The organism is Pseudoxanthomonas sp. Root630 (assembly GCF_001427585.1).
Lineage (GTDB): Bacteria > Pseudomonadota > Gammaproteobacteria > Xanthomonadales > Xanthomonadaceae > Pseudoxanthomonas_A.
In genome coordinates this window covers 127038-150666 of record NZ_LMGY01000019.1, presented here as the reverse complement: position 1 = coordinate 150666, position 23629 = coordinate 127038, and the positions used below count along the sequence as shown (strand labels likewise).

21 protein-coding genes are annotated in these 23629 nt (G+C 67.1%); 9 read left to right on the top strand and 12 right to left on the bottom strand.

Going from position 1 to position 23629, the window contains the following annotated elements; all coding sequences use genetic code 11:
• Positions 1–33 precede the first annotated feature (33 nt).
• Positions 34–639: an HD domain-containing phosphohydrolase gene (locus ASD72_RS18490; RefSeq protein WP_056881439.1), complete on the top strand. Its 606-nt coding sequence runs from the start codon at positions 34–36 to the stop codon at positions 637–639.
• A gap of 2 nt (positions 640–641) precedes the next feature.
• Here ASD72_RS18490 and ASD72_RS18485 read toward each other — a convergent pair whose 3' ends face one another.
• On the bottom strand, positions 642–2192 hold the full coding sequence (locus ASD72_RS18485) for a phospholipase D family protein (protein ID WP_056881438.1): 1551 nt from the start codon (positions 2190–2192) through the stop codon (positions 642–644).
• 116 nt (positions 2193–2308) lie between these two features.
• On the opposite strand from ASD72_RS18485, the gene ASD72_RS18480 reads away from it, so the two are divergent.
• The 4 genes from ASD72_RS18480 (at position 2309) to ASD72_RS18465 (ending at position 5399) form a co-directional block, all read left to right on the top strand.
• Positions 2309–2854: a phosphoglycerate mutase family protein gene (locus tag ASD72_RS18480; RefSeq protein WP_056881437.1), complete on the top strand. Its 546-nt coding sequence runs from the start codon at positions 2309–2311 to the stop codon at positions 2852–2854.
• A gap of 106 nt (positions 2855–2960) precedes the next feature.
• Complete coding sequence (locus ASD72_RS18475; RefSeq protein ID WP_056881436.1) at positions 2961–3824, top strand: pirin family protein; 864 nt, start codon at positions 2961–2963, stop codon at positions 3822–3824.
• Positions 3825–3971: 147 nt separating this feature from the next.
• On the top strand, positions 3972–4694 hold the full coding sequence (gene aqpZ, locus ASD72_RS18470; RefSeq protein ID WP_056881435.1) for an aquaporin Z: 723 nt from the start codon (positions 3972–3974) through the stop codon (positions 4692–4694).
• Between the two features lie 243 nt (positions 4695–4937).
• Entirely contained in the window at positions 4938–5399 is a 462-nt protein-coding gene (locus ASD72_RS18465) for a hypothetical protein (RefSeq protein WP_155944737.1), read from the top strand.
• Between the two features lie 40 nt (positions 5400–5439).
• Here the strand turns inward: ASD72_RS18465 and ASD72_RS18460 are convergent, their stop codons facing one another.
• From ASD72_RS18460 to ASD72_RS18415, 10 genes are all read right to left on the bottom strand, one after another.
• Positions 5440–6300, bottom strand: a complete 861-nt coding sequence (locus tag ASD72_RS18460; protein WP_056881434.1) for a pirin family protein — start codon at positions 6298–6300, stop codon at positions 5440–5442.
• 116 nt (positions 6301–6416) lie between these two features.
• On the bottom strand, positions 6417–7778 hold the full coding sequence (locus tag ASD72_RS18455; RefSeq protein WP_056881433.1) for an NAD-dependent succinate-semialdehyde dehydrogenase: 1362 nt from the start codon (positions 7776–7778) through the stop codon (positions 6417–6419).
• A 76-nt stretch (positions 7779–7854) separates the two neighbouring features.
• The gene (locus ASD72_RS18450) at positions 7855–8703 is read right to left on the bottom strand and encodes an ABC transporter permease subunit (protein WP_056881432.1); all 849 of its coding nucleotides are present in this window, start codon (positions 8701–8703) and stop codon (positions 7855–7857) included.
• The gene (locus ASD72_RS18445) at positions 8700–9614 is read right to left on the bottom strand and encodes an ABC transporter permease subunit (protein WP_200948930.1); all 915 of its coding nucleotides are present in this window, start codon (positions 9612–9614) and stop codon (positions 8700–8702) included. Before ASD72_RS18445 ends, ASD72_RS18450 begins: the two co-directional genes overlap by 4 nt.
• On the bottom strand, positions 9611–10747 hold the full coding sequence (gene potA / locus ASD72_RS18440) for a polyamine ABC transporter ATP-binding protein (protein ID WP_056881431.1): 1137 nt from the start codon (positions 10745–10747) through the stop codon (positions 9611–9613). Before potA ends, ASD72_RS18445 begins: the two co-directional genes overlap by 4 nt.
• A 100-nt stretch (positions 10748–10847) precedes the next feature.
• Complete coding sequence (locus ASD72_RS18435) at positions 10848–11972, bottom strand: polyamine ABC transporter substrate-binding protein (protein WP_056881430.1); 1125 nt, start codon at positions 11970–11972, stop codon at positions 10848–10850.
• Positions 11973–12194: 222 nt separating this feature from the next.
• Positions 12195–13310, bottom strand: a complete 1116-nt coding sequence (locus ASD72_RS18430) for a polyamine ABC transporter substrate-binding protein (RefSeq protein WP_056881429.1) — start codon at positions 13308–13310, stop codon at positions 12195–12197.
• Between the two features lie 88 nt (positions 13311–13398).
• Positions 13399–14763 carry an aspartate aminotransferase family protein gene (locus ASD72_RS18425; RefSeq protein WP_056881428.1) on the bottom strand — a complete coding sequence of 455 codons (1365 nt, stop codon included), beginning with the start codon at positions 14761–14763 and terminating at the stop codon, positions 13399–13401.
• A gap of 152 nt (positions 14764–14915) precedes the next feature.
• Positions 14916–16307 (bottom strand): glutamine synthetase family protein, encoded by a 1392-nt coding sequence (locus ASD72_RS18420; RefSeq protein WP_056881427.1) that lies wholly within the window; start codon positions 16305–16307, stop codon positions 14916–14918.
• Positions 16308–16412: 105 nt separating this feature from the next.
• Complete coding sequence (locus ASD72_RS18415) at positions 16413–17168, bottom strand: gamma-glutamyl-gamma-aminobutyrate hydrolase family protein (RefSeq protein ID WP_056881426.1); 756 nt, start codon at positions 17166–17168, stop codon at positions 16413–16415.
• 209 nt (positions 17169–17377) lie between these two features.
• Between ASD72_RS18415 and ASD72_RS18410 the strand changes: the two genes are divergently transcribed.
• From ASD72_RS18410 to ASD72_RS18395, 4 genes are all read left to right on the top strand, one after another.
• Positions 17378–18757 (top strand): glutamine synthetase family protein, encoded by a 1380-nt coding sequence (locus ASD72_RS18410; RefSeq protein WP_056881425.1) that lies wholly within the window; start codon positions 17378–17380, stop codon positions 18755–18757.
• 121 nt (positions 18758–18878) lie between these two features.
• The gene (locus ASD72_RS18405; protein ID WP_056881424.1) at positions 18879–20171 is read left to right on the top strand and encodes an FAD-binding oxidoreductase; all 1293 of its coding nucleotides are present in this window, start codon (positions 18879–18881) and stop codon (positions 20169–20171) included.
• Between the two features lie 96 nt (positions 20172–20267).
• Positions 20268–21572 carry a diguanylate cyclase gene (locus tag ASD72_RS18400; RefSeq protein ID WP_056881480.1) on the top strand — a complete coding sequence of 435 codons (1305 nt, stop codon included), beginning with the start codon at positions 20268–20270 and terminating at the stop codon, positions 21570–21572.
• 271 nt (positions 21573–21843) lie between these two features.
• Positions 21844–22305 (top strand): bacteriohemerythrin, encoded by a 462-nt coding sequence (locus tag ASD72_RS18395; protein ID WP_056881423.1) that lies wholly within the window; start codon positions 21844–21846, stop codon positions 22303–22305.
• Here ASD72_RS18395 and ASD72_RS18390 read toward each other — a convergent pair.
• Positions 22302–23588: an MFS transporter gene (locus tag ASD72_RS18390; protein WP_056881422.1), complete on the bottom strand. Its 1287-nt coding sequence runs from the start codon at positions 23586–23588 to the stop codon at positions 22302–22304. The genes ASD72_RS18395 and ASD72_RS18390 overlap by 4 nt on opposite strands.
• Positions 23589–23629 lie beyond the last annotated feature (41 nt).

Sequence of the window (23629 nt, the reverse complement as noted above, 5' to 3'; positions counted from 1 at the left end):
GCGGCACGTCAACTGCTTCGAGGTCCCGCCACCGTGAGCTTCGATCCTTCTCCCGACTTCACCGAGATCGCGTGTTCCCTGGAGTCGCTGGCCCTGGCCATCGAGGTGCGCGATGCCTATACGCGCGGCCACTGCGACCGCACCGGGCGGATCGCGCGGGCGTTGGGCCAGTGTTTCGACCTGGACGCCGCGCAGCTGGAGCAACTCGAACTGGCAGCGCACTTCCACGACGTCGGCAAGATCGGCGTGCCCGACCGCGTGCTGCTGCACCCTGGCACCGTGCCCGATGACGACTGGCCGGCGATCCGCGCGCACAGCGCGCTGGGCGAGCGCATCTTCCTGGCCAGCGGCCACGAGCACGCGGTGGAGGTGGCCAGGCTGATCCGCCACCACCACGAAGCGATGGACGGCAGCGGCTACCCCGACGGCCTGGCGGGCGATGCGATCCCGCTCGGCGCCCGCCTGCTGCGCGTGGCCGACAGCTACGACGCGATGACTACCCGGCGCACCTACGCCGAGGCCCGCCCCCACGACATGGCCATGCGCATCCTGCATGGGGAACAGGACGGGAAGATCGACCCCGAGGTGTTCCGCGTGTTCGAGCGCCTGATGCGCGACACGGCGCTGCGCGACGGCTGACGCTACAGCTGGGATTCGATCGGCAACCAGCCCACCGCGCGGGCCACGCCGCGACGCCACACGCTCGCCTCCGGGTCGCGGTCCCAGGTGCGCGGCGGCTGTCGCGATGCGTCGTCCCAGCGCAGTGCACCGTCCTGCAGGCGCACGCGATAGCTCTTGTCCGGTGCGATCTTCGCCTCGTAGCTGCGCAGCAACGCGGCCGTGGCGGCACGGTCGCGGAACAGGATGCCCATCTCGGTATTGAGGTTGACCGAACGCGGATCGAGGTTGAACGACCCGATGAAACCGCGCTCCGCATCCACCGCGAATGCCTTGGTGTGCAGGCTGGCACCGCTGGAACCGAACAGGCTGCTGTCCGGCTGTCCGTGCGGCATCAGTTCGTACAGCGTCACGCCCCCTTCCAGCAAAGGCACGCGGTACGGCGCGTACCCGCCATGCACGGCCATCACGTCGTTGGCCGCCAGCGAATTGGTCAGCACGCTGACATCCACCCCCTCCGCGCGCTTGCCGACCAGCCAGCGCGTGCCCTCGTCGCCCGGCACGAAGTACGGCGAGATCACGCGAAGCTCGCGCTTCGCCAGGCCCATCGCCTTGCCCAGCCGGTGGATCAACCACTGCGCCTGGCCTTCGCCCTGCCCCTTGACCGCCGGATCCGAATAGACGCCGACTTCATCGAGCCAGTAGAGCGCGTTGCCGCCGACCAGCGCAGGTAATCCCGGGCTGTTCCGCAGACGGGCGACGTAATCGGCGGCGCGCGCCGAACGGTAGCCCGCGTCGCCGTGTTCGCGCAGTTGTTCCAGCGCACCCTCCTCGGCCTGCGACAGTGCGACGAGCGGGATGACCGAAGCGCTGTTCCAGAAATCGTCGAAGATCGCCGAGGTCTGCTGCACCGCCGGGCCCACCAGCACCGCATCCAGGTCGAGGAAGTTGGTCTGCGCGGCGGCATCGAAGTACTCGTCGCCGACGTTTCGCCCGCCGACCACCGCGACGCGCCCATCGGCGATCCAGGCCTTGTTGTGCATGCGGCGGTTCATCGCGACCGGGCGCAGCATCATCTCGCTCGCACGGCCGAGCACACCGACGCGGCTGCGCGAGGGATTGAACAGCCGCACCTCGATGTTCGGATGCGCGTCCAATGCGGCCAGGTGCGAGTCCTTGCCGTGCGCGGTCATGTCGTCCAGCAGCAGGCGAACGCGCACGCCGCGGTCGGCGGCGCGCAGTGCTTCATAGCCCAGCAGGTTGCCGGTGAAGTCGTGGTTCCAGATGTAGTACTGCAGGTCGAGGCTGCGGCCCGCCGCACGCGCGGTGGCGGCGCGGACGGTGAAGGCGTCGAGATTGTCCGGCAACAGCGCCATGCCGCTCTGGCGGGGATGCGCGCGCAGCATCGGCGCGACCGCACGGTCCAGCGCGGTGGCATCCGCCGCCGTGGCCAACGCCTGCGAGGGTGCACCGCGCGCGGTTTCGGCGAACCGGCCATAGCTGTACAGCGCCAGGGCCGAAGCCACCATCAGTACCAGCACTCCCAGGCCCAGCCGGCGCAACCACTTCCGCATCGTGTCCCCTCCCTTGTGCGTCTGCGCCTATCGTAGTGCCTGCGCCGTGAGGGCCGCGCTTGCACGCCCCCGGGGCGCCGTTGCACGCTCGCCCCCTGTCACCGCCGAGGATCGCCATGCGCCCCCTGCCCCTGTTCCGATGCCTGGCCCTGTTGTCCATGGCGCTGCTGGCCGTTGCCTGCAGCACCTCGCCGCGACGCGATGCCGCGGAGGCGCCGCTGACGTTCATCGTCGTGCGGCACGCAGAGAAGGCCACCGACGACCCGCAGGATCCGAACCTGTCCGCCGCAGGTCGCGCGCGCGCCGATGCCCTGGCCCAGCGCCTGGGCGACGCGCCACTCGTCGCGGCCTATGCCACCGAGTTCCGCCGCACGCAGCAGACGGCACGCCCCAGCGCCGATGCCCACGGCCTCCAGGTCGCCGCGTACTTCGCACGGGGTCCGGCGGCGGAAAGCGCGGCGCAGTGGAAGCAGGCGCACCGCAGCGGCACCGTGCTCATCGTCGGCCACAGCAACACCGTGCCCGACCTGGTCGCAGCGCTGTGCGGCTGTACCGTGCAACCGATGGACGACACCGAGTACGACCGCCTGTCCATCGTCCGCGTGGATACGGCAGGTCGCGCGACGCTCGAGGTCGAACGCTACGGTGCGACCGCCCACTGACCTTGCCTGCCCGGATGGGGGATACGCGCAACGGACCGTTTCCGTATCGTCATCCGGGTCGGCGCCCACCCATGCGATGCTGCGCGCCTCCCACCGAGGACATGCCATGACCACGATCATCGCGCCACGCGTGCACGACCTGGGCGGCGGCTTCAATGTGCGCCGTGCCGTTCCCAGCCTGCAGGCCCGCAGCGTGGGTCCTTTCGTCTTCGTCGACCACATGGGGCCCGCGGTGTTCGAGCCGGGCCGCGGCATCGACGTGCGCCCGCATCCGCACATCGGCCTGGCGACCGTCACCTTCCTCTGGGCCGGCGCGATCAACCACAAGGACACGCTGGGTTCGGAACAGGTGATCTCGCCCGCCGACGTCAACTGGATGACCGCGGGCCGTGGCATCGCGCATTCCGAACGCACGCCGGTCGACGTACGCACCGGTCGCCACGACGTGCATGGCATGCAGACGTGGGTCGCGCTGCCGAAGTCGTACGAGGAAGTCGCGCCCGAGTTCCACCACCATGCGGCCGCCACCCTGCCGGTCGTCGACCGCGCCGGCGTTCGCCTGCGCGTGATCGCCGGCCGCGCCTACGGCGAGGAGTCGCCGGTGAAGGTCTTCAGCGGCACCTTCAACGTGGCGGTCGACCTGCAGCCCGACGCGGAGCTGGAAATCGACGCCGGCCACGTGGAGCGCGCGCTCTATGTGCTCGAGGGCGAGGCGCAGGTGGACGGTGCCGACATCCCGGAGAAGCACCTGGTGGTGTTCGACCGCGGCAGCCGCCCCGTACTGCGGGCCAAGACGCCGATCAAGGGCCTGCTGATGGGCGGCGAGCCGCTCGATGCGCCGCGTCACATGTGGTGGAACTTCGTCTCCAGCTCGCAGGAGCGGATCGACCAGGCCAAGCAGGACTGGCTGGACGGCCGCTTCGGCCACGTCCCGGGCGAGACCGAGTTCATTCCCCTGCCCGAGCGCTGAGCCTGGCAGAACAAGTGAAACGTGAGTTCTACTTCACTCGCGTTTGAAGGGCGCGCCGCTAACGCAAAGCAAACACCTGCGTCATCCCCGTTCCGCTATCGTGCGCGCACCGTCATGTGACGGGGCACGCACGCATTGGGGGCTGGCATGAGTCTGGCAAAGAAACTCGCGGCGGAATTCCTGGGGACGTTCTGGCTGGTACTGGGCGGTTGCGGCAGCGCGGTGCTGGCCGCCCACTTCGGTGGCGATGGCAACCCGCTGGGCATCGGCCTGCTGGGCGTCTCGCTGGCCTTCGGCCTGACGGTGCTGACCGGCGCCTACGCGTTCGGCCATATCTCAGGCGGCCACTTCAATCCGGCGGTCAGCGTGGGGCTGTGGGCGGGCGGGCGTTTTCCGGCCCGCGAACTGCTGCCCTACATCGTGGCGCAGGTGGTGGGCGGCCTGGCCGCCGGCTTCATCCTGTTGCAGATCGCACAGGGGCAGCCAGGCTTCGCGATCGATCCGAATGCCGCCGGCGCCTTCGCCAGCAATGGCTACGGCGCCATGTCGCCCGGCGGCTACAGCATCGCGGCGGCCTTCCTCACCGAAGTCGTCCTGACCGCGTTCTTCCTGATCGTGATCATGGGCTCCACCCACGGGCGCGCGCCGGCGGGCTTCGCGCCGATCGCCATCGGCCTGGCACTGACCTTGATCCACCTGATCAGCATCCCGGTGACGAACACCTCGGTGAACCCGGCCCGCTCCACCGCGGTCGCGCTCTTCGCCGGCCCGACGGCGGTCGGGCAGCTCTGGCTGTTCTGGCTGGCGCCGGTGCTGGGCGGCCTGATCGGCGGCATGCTGTACGGCTGGCTGGGGCGCGACCGCGCCTGAGCCGATGCGCCGTGCCCGGCCAAGGCCCGGGCACGCGCGTGACAGAGGGTGTGACTGGGGTCGCCGTTCACGCGCGTAGCGCGTTGTTTTGCGACGCAGCATGGGCTATGGTCGGGCCATTGCCGGGGGAAAACGGCAACCGGCACCGGGGAATACAAGGGATGGAACGGGGCCGGCTGCGCCCGCCACGGTGCGCGGACCACGCGGCATCGCCCTGACCCGGGCACCACCCAGGGGATTTCCATGAAGACCATGATCGCTGCCTGCCTCTGCCTTGCGTCCGCCACCGCGTGGTCGCAGGAGGCGTCGTCCTGCCCCACCCTGCCTGCCAACGCCGGCCTTCAGTGGGAGCAGCGCGTGGACACCAGCTTCATCGCCTGCAAGGCCGTCACCGCCGAAGGGCGACAGGTGCTCAACGTGATGCTGACCTCGCGCGACCCGAAGATTCGCCTCGAGCGCCGGCTGCGCGAAGAGGAGAGCACGTTCTCCGGCGAAGAGATCCACTGGTACCGGTTGGACCTGGCTGGCCAGGAAACCTCGCCCGCCATGGCCTCGCGTCGGATCACGGTGGTCGAGTTCGACAACGACCGCTATGCCCAGGTGTTGATCAGTGCAGACTCGCCCGAGGAACTGGGCACGCTGATCTCGCTGGCCCAGCAACTCGACGTGCGGGCGACCAGCGCGCAGCTTTCCGCCGGCAACTGAGTGCCGCAAGGCGGGACATCGTCCCGCCCCTCCGCAACGGTCAGAAGCGGCCTTCCTGGAAATCCACGAACGCCTGCATCAGTTCCTGCCGGGTGTTCATGACGAACGGGCCGTGGCGTATCACCGGCTCGCGCAGCGGACGGCCCGCCACCACGATCAAACGCGCAGGACGACTCCCTGCACGCACCTGCAGCACCTCGCCGCCGCCGAGCACGCCCATCTCGTGGGTATCCAGCGGCCGTGCTTCGTCACCCTCGCCCACCGTGAGCGCCCCTTCGAACACGTAGGCGAACGCGTTGTGTCCCGCCGGCAATGCGTACTCCCAGGCCTTGCCCGCGTCGAGCGCGATGTCGAGGTACACCGGATCGGTGGCAGGCTGCGAAATCGGGCCCTGCACGTCGCCGACGGTGCCGGCGATCACCTTCACCTCCACACCGGCCGCCGGCTTCGCCACCGGAATGCGATCCGGAGCGAACTCCTGGTATTTCGGTGCCGTCATCTTGTCGCGCGCCGGCAGGTTCACCCATAGCTGGAAGCCGCGCATGCGGCCGGATTCCTGTTCCGGCATCTCCGAATGCACCAGGCCGCGCCCGGCCGTCATCCATTGCACCGCGCCCGGCGTCAGCAGGCCTTCGTTGCCATGGTTGTCGCGATGGCGCATGCGGCCGTCGAGCATGTAGGTGACCGTTTCGAAGCCACGGTGCGGATGCTCCGGGAAGCCGGCGAGATAATCCTCCGCCTTGTCCGTGCCGAACTCGTCCAGCAACAGGAACGGATCCAGATCCGGCATGTCGGGGCCGCCGATCACGCGCGTCAACTTGACGCCTGCGCCATCGGACGTGGGTCGGCCGCGGATCGTGCGGATCACGCGGGCGGGCGTGGTATCGGTCAGGGTGGCCATGGTGCCTCCGGTTCAATTCCCGACAAGATGGCACCGGCGCGACCGCTTCGGAACGGCGACCGACGTAACCATCCGTTCCACCGGTGGATCGTCGCCCGGCGACGGGGCCACCCGGCTCAGGCCACGTAGACCGACTTGATGTTCATGAACTCGTGGATGCCGTGCTGGGCCAGCTCACGACCGAAACCGGAGCGCTTGGTGCCGCCGAAGGGCAGTCGCACGTCGCTGCGGACGATGGCGTTGACGAAGGCTGCGCCCACCTGCAGTTGCCGCGCGATCCGGTCGCCGCGATCCACATTGCGCGTCCACACGCTGCCGCCGAGGCCGAAGGTGGTGTCGTTCGCGACCCGCACGGCCTCGGCATCATCCTTCACCCGCAGGATGCTTGCGACCGGGCCGAACAACTCTTCCTCGTAGGCCGGCATGCCGGGCACGACGGCATCGAGGATCGACGCCGGATAACCCGCGTGCGACGCATCGGGCTCGCCACCGAGCAGCACCTTCGCGCCCTTGGCAACGCTGGCCTGCACCTGCTTGTGCAGTTCGTCGCGCAGGTCCTGCCGCGCCATCGGCGCAAGCGTGGTGGCGTCCTCCTGTGGGTCGCCCAGTTGCAGCTTCGCCGCCGCTTCGACGAAGCGCTTCACGAATTCATCGGCGATGCCTTCCTGCACGATGAAGCGCTTCGCCGCGATGCAGGTCTGCCCGGCATTGCCGAAGCGCGATGCCACGGCGCCGGCAACGGTCTTCTCGAGGTCGGCATCGTCCAGCACGATGAACGCGTCGCTGCCGCCGAGTTCCATCACGCTCTTCTTCAACTGGCTGCCGGCGTTGGCGGCGACGGAGCGACCGGCGCGTTCGCTGCCGGTCAACGTCACCGCCGCGACACGCGCATCGCGGATCACGTCGGCGGCCTGGTCGTTATCGATATGCAGCACGCCGAACACGCCCGCCGGCAATCCCGCCGCGGACAGCGCTTCGGCGATGACGTCCGCGCAACGGGGCACGTTGCTCGCATGCTTCAGCACCGCGACGTTGCCCGCCATGAACGCCGGCGCGAGGAACCGGAACACCTGCCAGATCGGGAAATTCCACGGCATCACCGCCAGCACGCAGCCGATGGGCTCATAACGCACATAGCTGCGCTGGCCGTCGGTGGACACCGGCTGGTCCAGCAGATAGTCGGCCGCGTGGTCGGCGTAGTAATCGCAGGCGCCGGCGCACTTGTCGACTTCGGCCAACGCCTCCTTGCGCAGCTTGCCCATCTCGGCGGTCATGATGCGCTGGATGTCGTCGCGGCGACGGCGCAGCTCGGCGCCGATGGCGCGCAGCACCTTGCCGCGCTCGGCCAACGACAGCGCCGCCCAGGCGGGAAACGCCCGCTGCGCGGCAGCCAGCGTGGCATCGACCTGCCCGGCCGTCATCAGCTCATGGCGATACTCGACCTGTCCGGTCGCGGGATTGATGGTTTCGACGGTCATGGCATCACGGAGTGCAGGGAAATACCGGGCATTGTCGGCGGTACGGCGTTAGGAGATCGTGGGCAACGGCACGCCGTCACCCGTTCTCCTGCAGCGCCAGCTGCATGTCGCGCTGGCGGCGCTTCTCCTCGCGGTACATGAACCACCAGCCGAGGAAGGCCGCCGCCGTGACCACCAGGATCATCAACGTGGCGAGCGCGTTGATCTTCGGGCTCAAGCCCAGGCGCACCGACGAGAACACCTTCATCGGCAGCGTGGTCGAACTCGGCCCGGCGACGAAGCTGGCGATCACCACGTCATCGAGCGACAGCGTGAAGGCCAGCAGCCAGCCCGAGACCAGCGCGGGCGCGATGATCGGCAGCGTGATCAGGAAGAACACCTTGATCCGGTTCGCGCCCAGGTCCATCGCGGCCTCTTCCAGCGACTTGTCCAGCTCGGACAGGCGCGAGGACACGACCACGGTGACGAAGGCCAGCGTGAACGTCACGTGCGCGATCCAGATGGCGACGATGCCTTTCGGCGCGAAGTAACCGTCGGTCAGTCCCTGCAACGAGACGAACATCAGCAGGATCGACAGGCCGATGATCACTTCCGGCATCACCAGCGGGGCGGTGATCAGCGCACCGAACAGGGTCTTGCCGGAGAAGCGGCGCATGCGCGTCATCACCAGCGAGGCCATGGTCCCCAGCACCACGGCCGCCGTGGCGGTCCAGAACGCCACCTTGATGCTCACCCAGGCGGCATCCAGCATCTGCTTGTCGCGGAACAGCTCGCCATACCACTTGAACGAGAAGCCCGACCACACCGTGGCCAGGCGCGACTCGTTGAAGGAGTACACCATCAGGATGAGCACCGGCACGTACAGGAAGGCGAACCCCAGGCCGAGCACCGTCCAGTTGACGGCGCGTTGTCCGATCCGGCTCATGTCAGCCTCCCTTCCATCTCGCGCTGCTGTACGCGGTTGAAGATCAGGATCGGGATCAGCAGCAGGATCAGCATGACGATGGCCACCGCGGAGGCCGCCGGCCAATCGCGGTTGTTGAAGAACTCGCCCCACAGCACGCGGCCGATCATCAGCGTGTCCGGACCGCCGAGCAGTTCGGGGATGACGAACTCGCCCACCGCCGGGATCATCACCAGCATGCAGCCGGCGATGATGCCGGCCTTGGACAGCGGCAGGGTGATGGTGAAGAACGCCTTCCACGGCTTGGCGCCGAGATCATAGGCGGCTTCCAGCAGGCGGTGGTCGTGCTTCACCAGGTTGGTGTACAGCGGCAGCACCATGAACGGCAGGTAGCAATAGACGATGCCGATGTACGCCGCCATCGGCGTGTACAGGATCTGCAGCGGCTCGTCGATGAGGCCGATCTTCATCAGCAGGTTGTTGAGCAGGCCGTTGTTCTTGAGGATGCCGATCCAGGCGTAGACGCGGATCAGGAACGACGTCCAGGATGGCAGCACCACCAGCATCATCGCGATGTTGCGCGTCGAGGGCGGCATGCGCGCGATGACGTAGGCGATCGGATAAGCCACCAGCAATGCGAGGAACGTGGAGATCGCGGCGATCTTGATCGAGCTCAGGTACGCGGCGACGTACTGCGAATCGGTGAACAGCGCGGCGTAGTTGCCCAGGTTGAGCTTGAGCGTCAGCGCCTCGTCGATGTACTCCAGCACGGGCGTGTAAGGCGGCATCGCGATCGCGAGCTTGGAGAACGAGATCTTCAACACGATCAGGAACGGGATCGCGAAGAACAGGAGCAGCCACAGGTAGGGCACCGAGATCACGCCCCAGCGCGGCCCCGGCAAGCGTTTCTGGAGGGAGCGCAGGATGTTCATGAGGTCAGCACCACGCCGTCGTTGTCGCCCCACCACACCCACACTTCGTCGTTCCAGGTGAGCCCTTCGCTGGCCCATCGCTGGACGTTGGCGAAATTGGCCATGAACTTGTAGCCGCTCGGCAAGCGCACGTGGTAGACCGAGTGGCTGCCGAAGTAGGCGATGTCCTCGATCACGCCCTTGGCCTTGTTGTGCGGCTGCGAGGGCTCCTGCTTGCCGATGCCCAGTTTCTCGGGCCGGACCGCGAACCCGACTTCCTGCCCCTCGAAGCCGGAAATGCCGTGACCGATGTAGATGGGATCCGGCAGCTGCGGCGAGCGGATGGTGACGTAGTTCGCTTCGTCCTCCTCCACCGCGCCCTCGATCAGGTTGACCGAGCCGATGAACTCGGCGGCGAAGCGGCTGGTGGGCTGCTCGTAGATCTCATCGGGCGTGCCGACCTGGCGGATCCAGCCCTGGTCCATCAGCGCGATGCGGGTGGCCATCGTCATCGCTTCTTCCTGGTCGTGGGTGACCATCACGCAGGTCACGCCCGACTTCTCGATGATGCTGACCAGTTCCAGCTGCATCTGCGAGCGCAGCTTCTTGTCCAGCGCGCCCATCGGCTCGTCCAGCAGCAGGAGCTTCGGCCCCTTGGCCAACGACCGCGCCAGCGCCACGCGCTGCTGTTGGCCGCCGGAGAGCTGGTGCGGCTTGCGCTTGGCCAGCTTGCCCAGCTGCACCAGCGCCAGCATTTCCTCGACGCGCTTCTTGATCGCATCCTTGGCCAGGCCATCCTGCTTCAGGCCGAAGGCGATGTTCTGTTCCACCGTCATGTGCGGGAACAACGCGTACGACTGGAACATCATGTTGAGCGGCCGCTCGTAGGGCGGCAGGTCGTTGAGCAACTGGCCGTCCAGGAAGATCTTGCCGGAGGTCGGCTTCTCGAAGCCCGCCAGGCAGCGCAGCAGCGTCGACTTGCCGCTGCCCGAGCCGCCGAGCAGCGCGAAGATCTCGCCCTTGCGGATGGTCAGGTTGGTGTCGTCGACCGCGACGAACCCGTCGAATTCCTTGCGCACGTCGACGATGCGCAGGTACTCCTGCGCGTTCGCCTTGCCGTTCGGTGCCGCGCCGTTGCCCTGTTCTGCCGCCATGGAGTTCCCCTGGTCGCCGGCGCTGGATCGGCGCCGGCCGTGGTGTGTCGCGTGGATCCGTCGGATCCGGGGCGGCGGTGGTCCGCCCCGGCGGCGGCGCTTACTTGCCGGTCTTCAGTTCCGTCCAGATGCGCGTGTACTGGCGATCCACGTCAGGCGGAATGATGGCGAAGGTGAAGAGCTTGGCTTCGACCTCGGGCGTGGGATAGATGGTCGGATCTTCCGTGATCGTCTTGTCCATCAGTTCCTTCGCCTTCGGGATGGCGTTCGGGTAGCTGATGAAGTTGGAGTTGTTGGCCATCACCTGCGGGTCGAGCAGGTAGTTGATGAAGGCATAGGCCGCATCGACGTGCTTGGCGTCCTTGGGAATGGACAGCATGTCGAACCACTGCGGCGCGCCTTCCTTCGGGATGGCGTAGGCGATGTTCACGCCGTTCTTCGCCTCGGCGGCGCGGTCGCGCGCCTGGATGATGTCGCCCGACCAGCCCACCACCAGGCAGGTGTCGCCATTGGCCATCGCATCGATGTACTGCGAGGAATGGAAGTTGGTGATGTACGGACGGATCGTCTTCAGCAGCGCCGCCGCCTTGTCGATCACCGCCGGATCCTGGCTGTTGGGATCCTCGCCCAGGTAGTTCAGCGCGATCGGGATGATCTCCGACGGCGTGTCGAGGAAGGTCACGCCGCAGTCCTTCAGCTTGCTGATGTTCTCCGGCTTGAACACGATGTCCAGGCTGCTGGCGATGTCGGTATTGCCGAAGGCGGCCTTCACCTTGTCGACGTTGTAGCCGATGCCGGTGGTGCCCCACATGTAGGGGATGGCGTACTGGTTGCCCGGATCCTGGTTCTCCAGGCGCTTCATGAGGGCCGGGTCCAGGTTCGCGTAGTTGGGGATCTTGCTCTTGTCCAGCGGCAGGAACACGCCGGCCTGGATCTGCCTGCCCAGGAAGTTCATCGTCGGCACGACCACGTCGTACCCGCTGCTGCCGGCCAGCAGCTTGGTCTCCAGGACCTCGTTGCTGTCGAACACGTCGTAGGTGACCTTGATGCCCGACTGCTTTTCGAAGTTCGGGATGGTGTCTTCGGCGATGTAGTCGGACCAGTTGTAGACGTTGACCTGTTTGTCGCCGCCATCGGCGGGCTTGGCGGCATCGCCTCCGCCGCTCTTGCCGCAGGCCGCGAGGGTACAGAGGGCCAGGGTGGTTGCCAGTACGCGCAGTTTCATCAATCTCTCTCCATTCGGCCCGCGAGGGCGGCTTGATGTGATCCCCGCGTCGGCTCGTGCTTGCCGCGGGCGTGCTGTCATTGCAGTGGCCGGTTCCGTGCCGTGATTGCTTCCCCTACTTTCCCTTCCCCTTTTTGCCGCCTCCCGTGGCGCCGTCCGCTCGCGCGTCCGTCGCCACCATGACGAAGGGCGCGTCCATCATGGCCCGCGCCCTTGTGTGTTTCAGCGTCCGGTCTTCAGCTCCGTCCAGATGCGCGTGTACTGGCGATCCACTTCCGGCGGCAGCACCGCGAAGGTGAAAAGCTTCGCGTCCACGTCGGCCGGCGGATAGATCGTCGGGTCGTCCGCGATCGCCTTGTCCACCATCGGCTTCGACGACGGCACCGGATTGGGATACGTCACGAAGTTGGTGTTCGCCGCCGCGACCTTCGGCTCCAACAGGTAGTTGATGAAGGCATAGGCGTTGTCGACGTTCTTCGCGTCCTTCGGGATCGCCAGCATGTCGAACCACTGCGGCGCGCCTTCCTTCGGGATGGAATACGCGATGTTGACGCCGTTGCCGGCCTCGGCGGCGCGATCGCGCGCCTGGATCACGTCGCCCGACCAGCCGACCACCAGGCAGACGTCGCCATTGGCCAGGTCGTTGATGTACGAGGACGAATGGAAATTGCGGATGTACGGGCGGACGGTCTTCAGCAGCGCCGCGGCCTTGTCGATCACCGCCGGGTCAAAGCTGTGCGGATCCTCGCCCAGATAGTTCAGCGCGATCGGGATCAGTTCCGACGGCGTGTCCAGCACGGTGATGCCGCAGTCCTTCAGCTTGGCCGCGTTCTCGGGCTTGAACACCACATCCCAGCTGCCGGTGACGGCGGTGTCGCCGAAGATCGCCTTGATCTTGTCGACGTTGTAGCCGATGCCGCTGGTGCCCCACAGGTACGGCACCGCGTACTGGTTGCCCGGGTCCTGCTGCTCGATGCGCTTGAGCATCGCCGGGTCGAGGTTCTTCAGGTTCGGGATCTTGCTCTTGTCCAGCGGCAGGAATACGCCGGCCTGGATCTGCCGGCCCAGGAAGCTCAACGACGGCACCACCACGTCGTAGCCGCTGCTACCGGCCAGCAACTTGGTCTCCACCATCTCATCGCTGTCGAACACGTCGTAGGTGACCTTGACGCCCGACTGCTGCTCGAAGTTCGGGAGGGTGTCCTCGGCGATGTAGTCGGACCAGTTGTAGACGTTGAGCGCCTTGGACGGCGCGCCGTCGGCGGCTTTCTCGTCCTTGCCGCCACAGGCGGCCAGGACGGCGGCGGCCAGCATGACGGTGAGGGTCTTGAGCTTCATCGGGGTCTCCATGGAACAGGATCGGGGGATGGAAACATCATACGCCCGGGCCGCGGTACTGTGACGCAGCGCACGCGTACCCTCGCGCCTACAACCCCAGGTCCGTTGCGGTGTCGTTGAGCGCCTTCCATGTCTTGTCGAACAACTCGTCCACCTGCGCGCGGGTGATGATCAGCGGCGGCGACAGCAGCATGGCATCCCAGGTCGCGCGCAGGATCAGTCCGTGCTTCAACGCGTGGTCGCGGCAGCGCGGGCCGACGGTGCCGCGCTCGGGGAAGAACGCCCGCTTGCCCTTGTCCGGCACCAGTTCCAGCGCGCCGACCATACCGGCGATGCGCGCCTGTCCCACCAGGCGATGTTCGCCCAGTTCCGCCCAGCGCTGGGCCAGGTAGGGCGCGACGTCGGTCTTCGCGCGCTCGACGATCTTCTCGTCCTGCAGGATGCGGATGTTCTCCAGCGCGACCGCCGCGCAGACCGGGTGGCCGGAATACGTGGCGCCATGCGCCAGTTCACCGCCCTGCTCCTTCAGCACCTTGGCCACGCGATCGTTGAACATCGCCGCGCCGAGCGGGATGTAGCCGGAGGTGATGCCCTTGGCCACCGGCATGATGTCGGGCTGGAACCCGAAGTACTGCGAACCGAACCATTCGCCGGTACGCCCGAAACCGCAGATCACCTCGTCGGCCACCAGCAGCACGTCGTACTGGCGGCAGATGCGCTCGATCTCGGGCCAGTAGGTCTTCGGCGGGATGTAGACGCCGATGGCGCCCATGATCGGCTCACCGATGAAGGCCGCCACGCGTTCCGGCCCCAGTTCCAGGATCTTCTGCTCCAGCCGGCGCGCGGCGACCAGGCCGTATTCGTCCTCGGACAGGTCGCCGCCATCGGCGAACCAGAACGGCGGATCGATGTGGTGGATGTCCGGGATCGGCAGGCCGCCCTGCTTGTGCATGCCCTTCATGCCGCCGAGGCTGGCGCCGGCCATGGTGGTGCCGTGGTAACCATCGTGGCGGCCGATGAAGATGTTCTTCTTCGGCTGGTCCTGCACCGCCCAGAAGTGGCGGACCATGCGCAGGATGGTGTCGTTCGCTTCAGAGCCGGAATTGACGAAGAAGGAGTGGTTGAGGTCGCCGGGCGCGAGCTCGGCGAGCTTGGCCGCCAGTTCGATGGTCGGCTCGGTCGTGCACTGGAAGAAGCTGTTGTAGTAGGCCAGCTGCGTCATCTGCTTCGACGCCACCTCGCCCAACTCCTTGCGGCCGTAGCCGATGTTGACGCACCACAGCCCCGCGAAGGCATCGAGCAGCTGGTTACCATCGGCATCCCAGACATAGCAGCCCTCGCCCTTGGTGAGGATGCGCGTGCCCTTCTTCGCCAGCGCGGCATTGTCGTTGAACGGATGCAGGTGGTGCTCGGCGTCGAGCTTCTGCAGGGTGCGGGTGTCGAGTTGGGTCATAACGGCTCCGTGGATTCGAGCCCCTCTCCCAACGGGAGAGGGGTTGGGGTGAGGGTTCGGCGAAGTCCTCCAGATCCGGATCACCTGGACTTCGCCGCACCCTCATCCGGCGCTTCGCGCCACCCTCTCCCGAAGGGAGAAGGGCACAGCATTCAGACGTTCAACAACAGGAATTCCCGCTCCCACGAGCTGATCACGCGGAAGAAGGTCTCGTATTCCTTGCGCTTGACCGACACGTACGCACGCACGAAGCGCGCGCCCATCAGCTCCTGCAGCGGCTTGCAGCCTTCCAGTTCGTCCAGCGCCTCGCCCAGCGAACGCGGCAGTTCGAAACCGATGTCCTGCGCGCTGCTCGCCAACGGCTCGGTCGGCTTGAGCTGTTCGCGGATGCCCATCAGGCCGCACGCCAGCGTGCCGGCCATGGCCAGGTAGGGATTGGCGTCGGAACCGGCGAAGCGGCTCTCCACGCGCATGTTCTCAGGGGTGTCCATGGGTACGCGCAGGCCGCAGGTGCGGTTGTCGTAACCCCACTGCACATTGATCGGCGCCACCTGCCCCAGCGCGAGCCGGCGATAGGAATTGACGTTGGGGCCGAAGAACGCCATCGCCATCGGCACGTACTTCTGCAGGCCGGCCAGGTAGTGCCCGAACAGCTTGCTGCCCTTGCCTTCGGTCTTGCCGGAGAAGACGTTGCGACCGGTCTTGATGTCCAGCAGGCTCTGGTGGATGTGCATCGCGCTGCCCGGCTCGTTCTCCATCGGCTTGGCCAAGAAGGTGGCGTACACACCGTGGCGCAACGCGGCTTCGCGCATGGTGCGCTTGAACAGGAACACCTGGTCCGCGCGCGACAGCGCATCGTCATGGGTGAAGTTGACCTCCAGCTGCGCAGCACCGGATTCGTGGATCAGCGTGTCCACGTCCAGCTCCATGGCCTCGCAGTAGTCGTACATCAGGTCGAGGATGGGGTCGAACTCGTTGACCGCATCGATCGAGTACGACTGGCGCGCGGTCTCGGGCCGCCCGGAACGGCCGGCCGGCGGCAACAGCGGGAAATCCGGGTCGGTGTTCTTCTGCACCAGGAAGAATTCCAGCTCCGGCGCGACCACCGGGCGCAGGCCTTCCTTCTCGTAGGCGGCCAGTACGCGGCGCAACACGCTGCGTGGGGCCAGCTCGTGCGGCTTGCCATCCTTGGTGAAGCAGTCGTGGATCACCTGCGCCGTCGCATCCGCCGCCCACGGCACCATGCGCACGGTATCCGGGTCCGGGCGCAGGAACATGTCCGAATCCGACGGCGAGGTCAGCTCGTAGTAGTCGTCGGGATAGTCGCCGGTGACGGTGGTGGCGAAGATGCCTTCCGGCAATCGCGTGCCGTAGTCATGGCTGAACTTGTCGGCGGGAATGATCTTGCCGCGCGCGTTGCCGGTGATGTCCGGCACCAGGCATTCGACTTCGGTAATGCTGCGTTCCTTCAGCCACCGGCGCAGCGAACTTTCGGACGGCTCCGCGGCCTCGGCTTTCTTTCGTTGGGTCTGTTTCTGGCTCATGGGAAGAGGGTCTTTCGGAGGGAATGGGCCGGCGCCAACGGCCACCGGACGCGACAGCACGGGCGCGTCAGCGCCCGCCCTCCCATGGCGGCGGGTGGCGCCGCTTCATGATGGCCTCCGTGCCGCGCGGACGCGGCATGCATCGCCGAACGCACGGAAGATGGCCAGGTAGAACGGGTTCTCGCGCACCTTCCATTCCGGATGCCACTGCACGGCGAGCATGAAGGCCGGGCCGTCGTGGCGATACGCCTCGATCAATCCGTCGGGCGCCTGCGCCTCCACCACCAGGCCTTCGCCAAGGCGGCGTACGCCCTGACCATGCAGGGAGTTCACGACCGCCTGGGTATCGCCGGCCAGCGTGGCCAGCAGCCCGCCCGGCACCAGCGCCACGCCATGCGCCGGGCCATATTGAACATCCAACGGATCGTCCTTGTTCTCGCGGTGGTCCATGAAGCCCGGCTGCTCGTGCACCTTCTGGTGCAGGCTTCCGCCGAAGGCCACGTTCACTTCCTGGAAGCCGCGGCAGATCGCCAGCACGGGCACGCCCATCTCGATGGCGAGCGGGATCAGCGGCAGGTTGGTGGCATCGCGGCGTGGGTCCAGCAGGTTGCCCTCGTAGCTGGACTCGTCGCTGTAATGGTGCGGTTCGATGTTGCTGACCGCACCCGTCAGCAGCAGCCCATCCAGTCCGGCGAGCATCTCGCGCAACGGCAGCACCGGGTCGAGCGTGGGCACCAGCAGCGGCAGGCAGCCCGCCCCGTCCACCACGGCGCGCACGTACTTCTCGCCGACGGCAAGGAAGGGATGCGCACCGATTTGCTTGTGGTCGGTCGGCAGACCGACCCGCGGCAGCGGGGTCATGCAGGAAGCCCGGGATGGCTTCCGGGCAACTTAACCCGGCCGTTTTATTTTTACAACACGAACGCTCGCCACGAGGTTTTCAGCGCCGATATGGTGCGATGCGGCACCCATTTAGGGCGTTTCCGGGGCCTGCGCGAATTCTCCCGTTGAGTATTCTTGACGCAACCGTTGCTCTGCTAAGCTGCGCCGCAGCCTCCAGGAACGCCCTCATGCGCCCCGATTCCGCCGCATCCTCCCTGCCCGCCGACGATGCCGCCACGCTGGCGTCCATCCCCGACTGCGAGCAGATCGACCTGCTGCTGCCCGACATGAACGGGCTGCTGCGCGGCAAGCGGATCACCCGCGACGCGCTGGAGAAGGTCTACCGCGACGGCGTATGCCTGCCGATGTCGCTGATCGCGACCGACATCACCGGCAATACGGTGGAGGAAACGGGGCTCGGTTACGACATCGGCGACGAAGACCGCATCTGCCGCCCCGTGCCGGGCTCGCTGCGACCCGTGCCGTGGTCGCCGCGCCCGGCCGCGCAGCTGCTGCTCAGCATGGAGGACGCGCAAGGCGGCATGTTCGAAGCCAACCCACGCGACGTGCTGAAGCGCGTGCTGGCACGTTATGCGGCGCGCGGGCTGAAGCCGGTGGTGGCGGTGGAACTGGAGTTCTACCTGTTCGACCAGCGCATGGACGACGCGGGCCGCCCGCGCACGTCGATCAATCCGGCGACGGGCCTGCGCAACACCAGCACGCAGGTCTACTACATGGAAGACCTGAACGACTACCGCGGCTTCACCGATGCGGTGGCCGCCGCGTGCCGCGCGCAGCGCATCCCCGCCGACACCGCCGTAGCGGAGTACGCGCCGGGCCAGTTCGAAATCAACCTCAAGCATCGCGACGACGCCCTGCTCGCCTGCGACGATGCGATCTACCTCAAGCGCGCGATCAAGGCGGCCGCGCAACAACAGGGCCTGATGGCCAGCTTCATGGCCAAGCCGTTCGCCGACCAGGCCGGCAGCGGCATGCACATCCACGCCAGCGTGCTGGATACCGAGGGCCGCAACATCTTCGCCTCGCCACAGACGGCCCCGGCCGATGCGCTGAAGCACGCCATCGGCGGCCTGCAGCGCAGCGACCAGGACTGCCTGCTGCTGTTCGCGCCGCATGCCAACAGCTACCGGCGCTTCGTGCTCAACGCGTTCGTCCCGCTCAACGACGTGTGGGGCTACAACAACCGCACCGTCGCCATGCGCATCCCGCACAGCGACGAAGCCAACACGCGGATCGAACACCGCATCGCCGGTGCCGACGCCAACATCTACCTGGTCACCGCTGCGGTGTTGGCCGGCATGCTGCACGGCATGGAACAGGGCTTCGACCCCGGCCCGCCGATCACCGGCAACGCCTACGACCAGACCGAGATCCGCACGCCGTTCTGGCGCGAGGCCATCGGCGCGTTCATGGGCAGCGAGTTCATCCGCGAGCAGTTCGGCACATCCTTCCAGCACATCTACGGCCAGCAGAAGCTCAAGGAGATGCACAGCTTCTACACCGAAGTGACCGACCTGGAATACGCGTGGTATCTGCGCGCGGTGTGATGGGGGGCATGGCCTCCCCCTTATCGTCGTTCCCGCGAAGGCGGGAACCCAGCGCCTTGTACATCGCGAAGGCAAAGGCACCGGGTCCCCGCCTTCGCGGGGATGACGGTGCGGAGGCAGCGTGAGCACCGCCCCTTCCAACGCCGCCTACCCCGACAGCTGGTACGCCGCCAGCACGACGCCCTTACCGGCGCAGCCCGTGCTGGAAGGCCGCATCGAGGCCGACGTCTGCATCCTCGGCGCCGGCTACACCGGCCTGGCGGCGGCACTGGAACTGGCCGAAGCCGGCTACAAGGTCGTCGTGCTGGAAGCCGAGCGCATCGGCTGGGGCGCTTCGGGCCGCAACGGCGGCCAGGCGATCGCCGGTTTCGGTTGCGGCGAGGCCAAGCTGGAGGCGCTCGTCGGCTTCGATGACGCGAAGAAGATGTTCGACCTGTCGGTGGACGGCCTGCGCTGGCTGCGCGGGCGGATCGACCGGCACGGGATCGACTGCGACTGGCGCGACGGCCACGCCACCGTGCCGATCAAGCCGCGCCAGCAACGCGAGGTCGAACAGGCGGTCGAGGACTTCAACACCCGCTACGACCATCCCGTGCAGTGGTGGAGCCGTGAGCGGCTGCGCAGCGAACTGGCCAGCGATCGCTACCTCGGCGCGATGTACGACCCGGTGAGCGGCCACCTGCATCCGCTCGCGTACGCCCTGGGCCTCGGCCGCGCGGCGCTCGCCGCGGGCGCGACGATCTTCGAGGGCTCGCGCGTCACACAGTTGGTGCGCGGTACGCGCCCCGTGCTGAAGACGGCGCGTGGCGAGGTGGTCTGCGACCAGGTCATCCTCGCCGGCAACGCGCTCTTGCGCGGGATCGCGCCGGAACTCGAATCGCGGATGATGCCGGTGGGCACCTACATCGCGGCCACGCCACCGCTCGGCGAGGCGCGCGCGCGCGCCCTCATCCGCAACGACATGGCGGTGGCCGACACCAACTGGGCGCTGGACTACTTCCGCCTGGGCCGCGACCACCGGGTGCTGTTCGGCGGCCGCGCCAGCTATTCCACCCTGCCCCCGCCCAACCTGCGCGGGGTGATGACCCGGCGCATGCACCGCGTGTTCCCGCAGCTGCGCGATGTCGGCATCGAGTACCTGTGGGGCGGGATGATCGACATCTCGCTCAACCGCGCGCCGCACTGGGGCCGGCTGGCGCCCAACCTGTATTTCGCCCAGGGCTTCTCGGGCCATGGCCTGATCGCCGCAGGCCTGGCCGGCACCACCCTCGCCCAGGCCATCCGCGGCCAGTCCGAGCGGCTGGACCTGTTCGCGAAGATCGACCACCACCCGTTCCCCGGGGGACGCGCCCTGCGCACCCCCCTGCTGGTGGCCGCCATGGCCTGGTACAAGCTCCGCGACGCGCTCTGGTAGGTCGCCGGCCCCGCGCTTCACTTTCGTGACGGGGCTCTCAAGTCCGGGCCAGCGGGGCCGATAGGGAGGCATGGAACCTCCGTAACGCCCATGACGATGCCGACACCCCTGCGCGCTTCGCCCGCCCCCGCCAGCCCAACTCCGCTGCCCCAGCGCATCCTGGTGGTGGAGAACTCGCGCACGCACGCACGCCTGATCGGCGAGGCGATCGAACAGAAACTCAACCTGCCGGTCGTCTACGCCGCCACGCTTGCGGAAGCACGCGCCGCGCTGGAACGGCACCCGGACTGGTTCATGGCGGTCACCAGCCTGGTGCTGGCCGACGGCAGCCATGACGAAGTCGTGGAATTCTTCCTGTCGCGCCAGCTGCCTACGGTGGTGGTCAGCGGTGTCTACGACGACGGCCTGCGCGAGCAGGTGTTGCGCCGGCAGGTCGTGGACTACGTGCTGAAGAACACGCCCGGCAGCATCGATTACCTCGTGTGGCTGGTGCAGCGACTGGAGCGCAACCGGCGGATCGCGGCGCTGGTCGTCGACGACTCGCGCTCGGCGCGCCAGCACGCGGCCGCGCTGCTGTCGATGTACGGCTTCCGCGTGGTCGAAGCCGCGGACGGCGAGGCCGGCCTGGCGATGCTGGATGCCAATCCCGATATCCGCCTGGCCATCGTCGACCAGGAAATGCCCGGCATGAAGGGGCATGAGTTCACCCGTCGCCTACGCGCACGCCATGCGCGCGACCACCTGGCGATCATCGGCATTTCCGGCACCAGCGATGGCAGCCTGGTGCCGCGCTTCCTGAAAAGCGGCGCCAACGATTTCCTGCACAAGCCATTCTCGCGCGAAGAGTTCTTCTGCCGCGTGTCGCAGAACATCGACCAGCTGGAACTGATCGGCACGCTGCAGGACCTCGCCACGCGCGATTTCCTCACCGGCCTGCCGAACCGCCGCCACTTCCTGGCCGAATGCCATGCACTGCTGCCGAACACGCTCGGCCGCCAGCAGGCGGTGACGGCGGCGATCGTCGACATCGATCACTTCAAGCACATCAACGACACCTACGGCCATGAAGCCGGCGACGTGGCGTTGAAGGCCGTCGCCCAGGCCATCGCGCGCCATGCGGGCACGCAGGACCTGGTGGCGCGCTTCGGCGGCGAAGAATTCTGCGCGCTCGTGCCCTACCTCGGCGAGAGCGAGGCGGTGGACCATTTCGAGTCCCTGCGCGCCGACATCGAGGCGCTCGAGGTCGACATCGGCAACCAGAAGATCCGGATGACCGTCAGCATCGGCGTGTTCCGCACGCGCTTCCCGGGCCAGACCCTCAACCACCTGTTGAGCGAGGCCGACCGGCGCCTGTACCTGGCCAAGGCCGGGGGGCGGAACCGGGTGGTGTCGAGCGGCTAGTGCCTTCCTTGTAGGAGCGACGTGAGTCGCGACCTGAAGAGCGATCGGCCTGCGTCGGATCGATGCAAGCCAATGCTGGCACCCCTTAGGCTCTCGCTTGACCCAGGGCCACCTGACTTGCCAGCTCGACGGTCGCGACTCACGTCGCTCCTACAAGAGCCCGCCCCCCCTGCGACCGCATGTCGCGGCATTGATCGGAATCAATGCCGCGCGGCAGGCGCGCACCTAGATTTCCCCTGCATTCCGGCATCCGCCGGCAGGGGACACGCACATGACACTGCTGATCTGGCAGGACGACATGGACACGGGCATCGACATCATCGATGGCCAGCACCGCCGCATCGTGGAGATGATCAACCACCTCCACGTCACCCAGAAATCGATGGAGCGCTTCGCCGTGGGCGAAGTGATCGACGAACTGGTCGACTACACCCTCTCCCACTTCGCCTTCGAGGAGGAGTTGATGGAAGAGGCCGGGTATCCGTTCAGCGCGGCGCACAGGCGCGTGCACGAGGTGTTCACCAAGCGCGTCTCCGAGTACCGGCTACGCTTCGAGGCCGGCGAGGACATCGTCGACGACCTGCGCAGCATGCTGTCGCGCTGGCTGTTCAACCACATCCGCAACGACGACAAGGCCTATGCGGATTCGGTCAAGCGGCATCTCAACCAGTTCGTGCGCGACCACCAGCAGGGCGGCTGGCTCAGCCGCACCGTGAGGCGCCTGTTCGGCTAGTCGTTCGTGCGCGGGCGCGGCATCGCCAACAACGCCAGCAGGGTCAGCGCGGCCATGCCGGCGAGATACCAGCCCACCGACGCGAGGCCGTAGCGCTCGCCCAGCCGCGTGGCGATGTACGGGGCCGGTGACGCGCCCAGGATGCCCGCCATGTTGAAGGCCAGCGATGCCCCCGTGTAGCGCACGGCCGTGGGGAACATCTCCGCCAGGATCGTGCCGCAGGGGCCGTAGGTCAGCCCCATCGCCCCGAGCCCCAGCGCCAGGAAGGCGAGCACGCCGAGGTCGCTTCCAGATTCCAGCAGCGGCGCGAAGACGAAACCGAACCCGATGATCAGCAGCGTCGCCACGATCATCGCGTTGCGCCTGCCATGGCGGTCCGCGTACAGCGCCGACAGCGGGATGGTCAGCGCGAAGAACAGCACGCCGCCCATCTGCAGCATCAGGAAATGCTCGCGCGAATAGCCGAGCTTGGACGTGCCCCAGCTAAGCGCGAAAACCGTCATCAGGTAGAACAGCACGAAGGTCGCCACCAGCGCGAAGGTGCCCGCGACCAGCGCGAACGGGTGTTCGCGCACGACCGTCAGCATCGGCAGCTTGACCCGTTCGTCCTCGTCGAGCGCTTTCTGGAAATCCGGCGTCTCGGTGATCCGCAACCGCACCCACAACCCGACGAACACCAGCGCCGCGCTGGCCAGGAACGGGATGCGCCAGCCCCATGCCAGGAACTGCGCGTCGGTCATCGCCGCGGTCAGCAGCAGGAAGATGCCGGTCGAGCAGAGGAAGCCGATCGGCGCGCCCAGCTGCGGGAACATGCCGTACCACGCGCGCTTGCCCGGCGGTGCGTTCTCGGTCGCCAGCAACACCGCACCGCCCCATTCACCGCCCAGGCCGATGCCCTGGCCCAGCCGGCAGAGCGCGAGCAGCGCCGGTGCCAGCACACCCACCTGCGCATACGTCGGCAGCAGGCCGATGACCACCGTGGAAATACCCATCGTCAGCAACGCCGCCACCAGCGTTGCCTTGCGTCCGATGCGGTCGCCGAAGTGGCCGAACAGCGCCGAGCCCACCGGCCGTGCGATGAACGCCAGCGCGAAGGTGGCGAACGACTGCAGGGTGGCGCTGGCCGGATCGCTCTGCGGGAAGAACAGCTTCGGAAAGACGATCACCGCCGCCGTGGCATAGATGTAGAAATCGAAGAACTCGATCGTGGTGCCGATCAGGCTGGCGAACAGCACGCGCCTGGGCGAGTTGGCGGGCGTAGGGGCAACGGCGGTGGCGGTCATGGACGGGCCGATCGAAGGGACGGGGCGATTCTGGCAGAAGA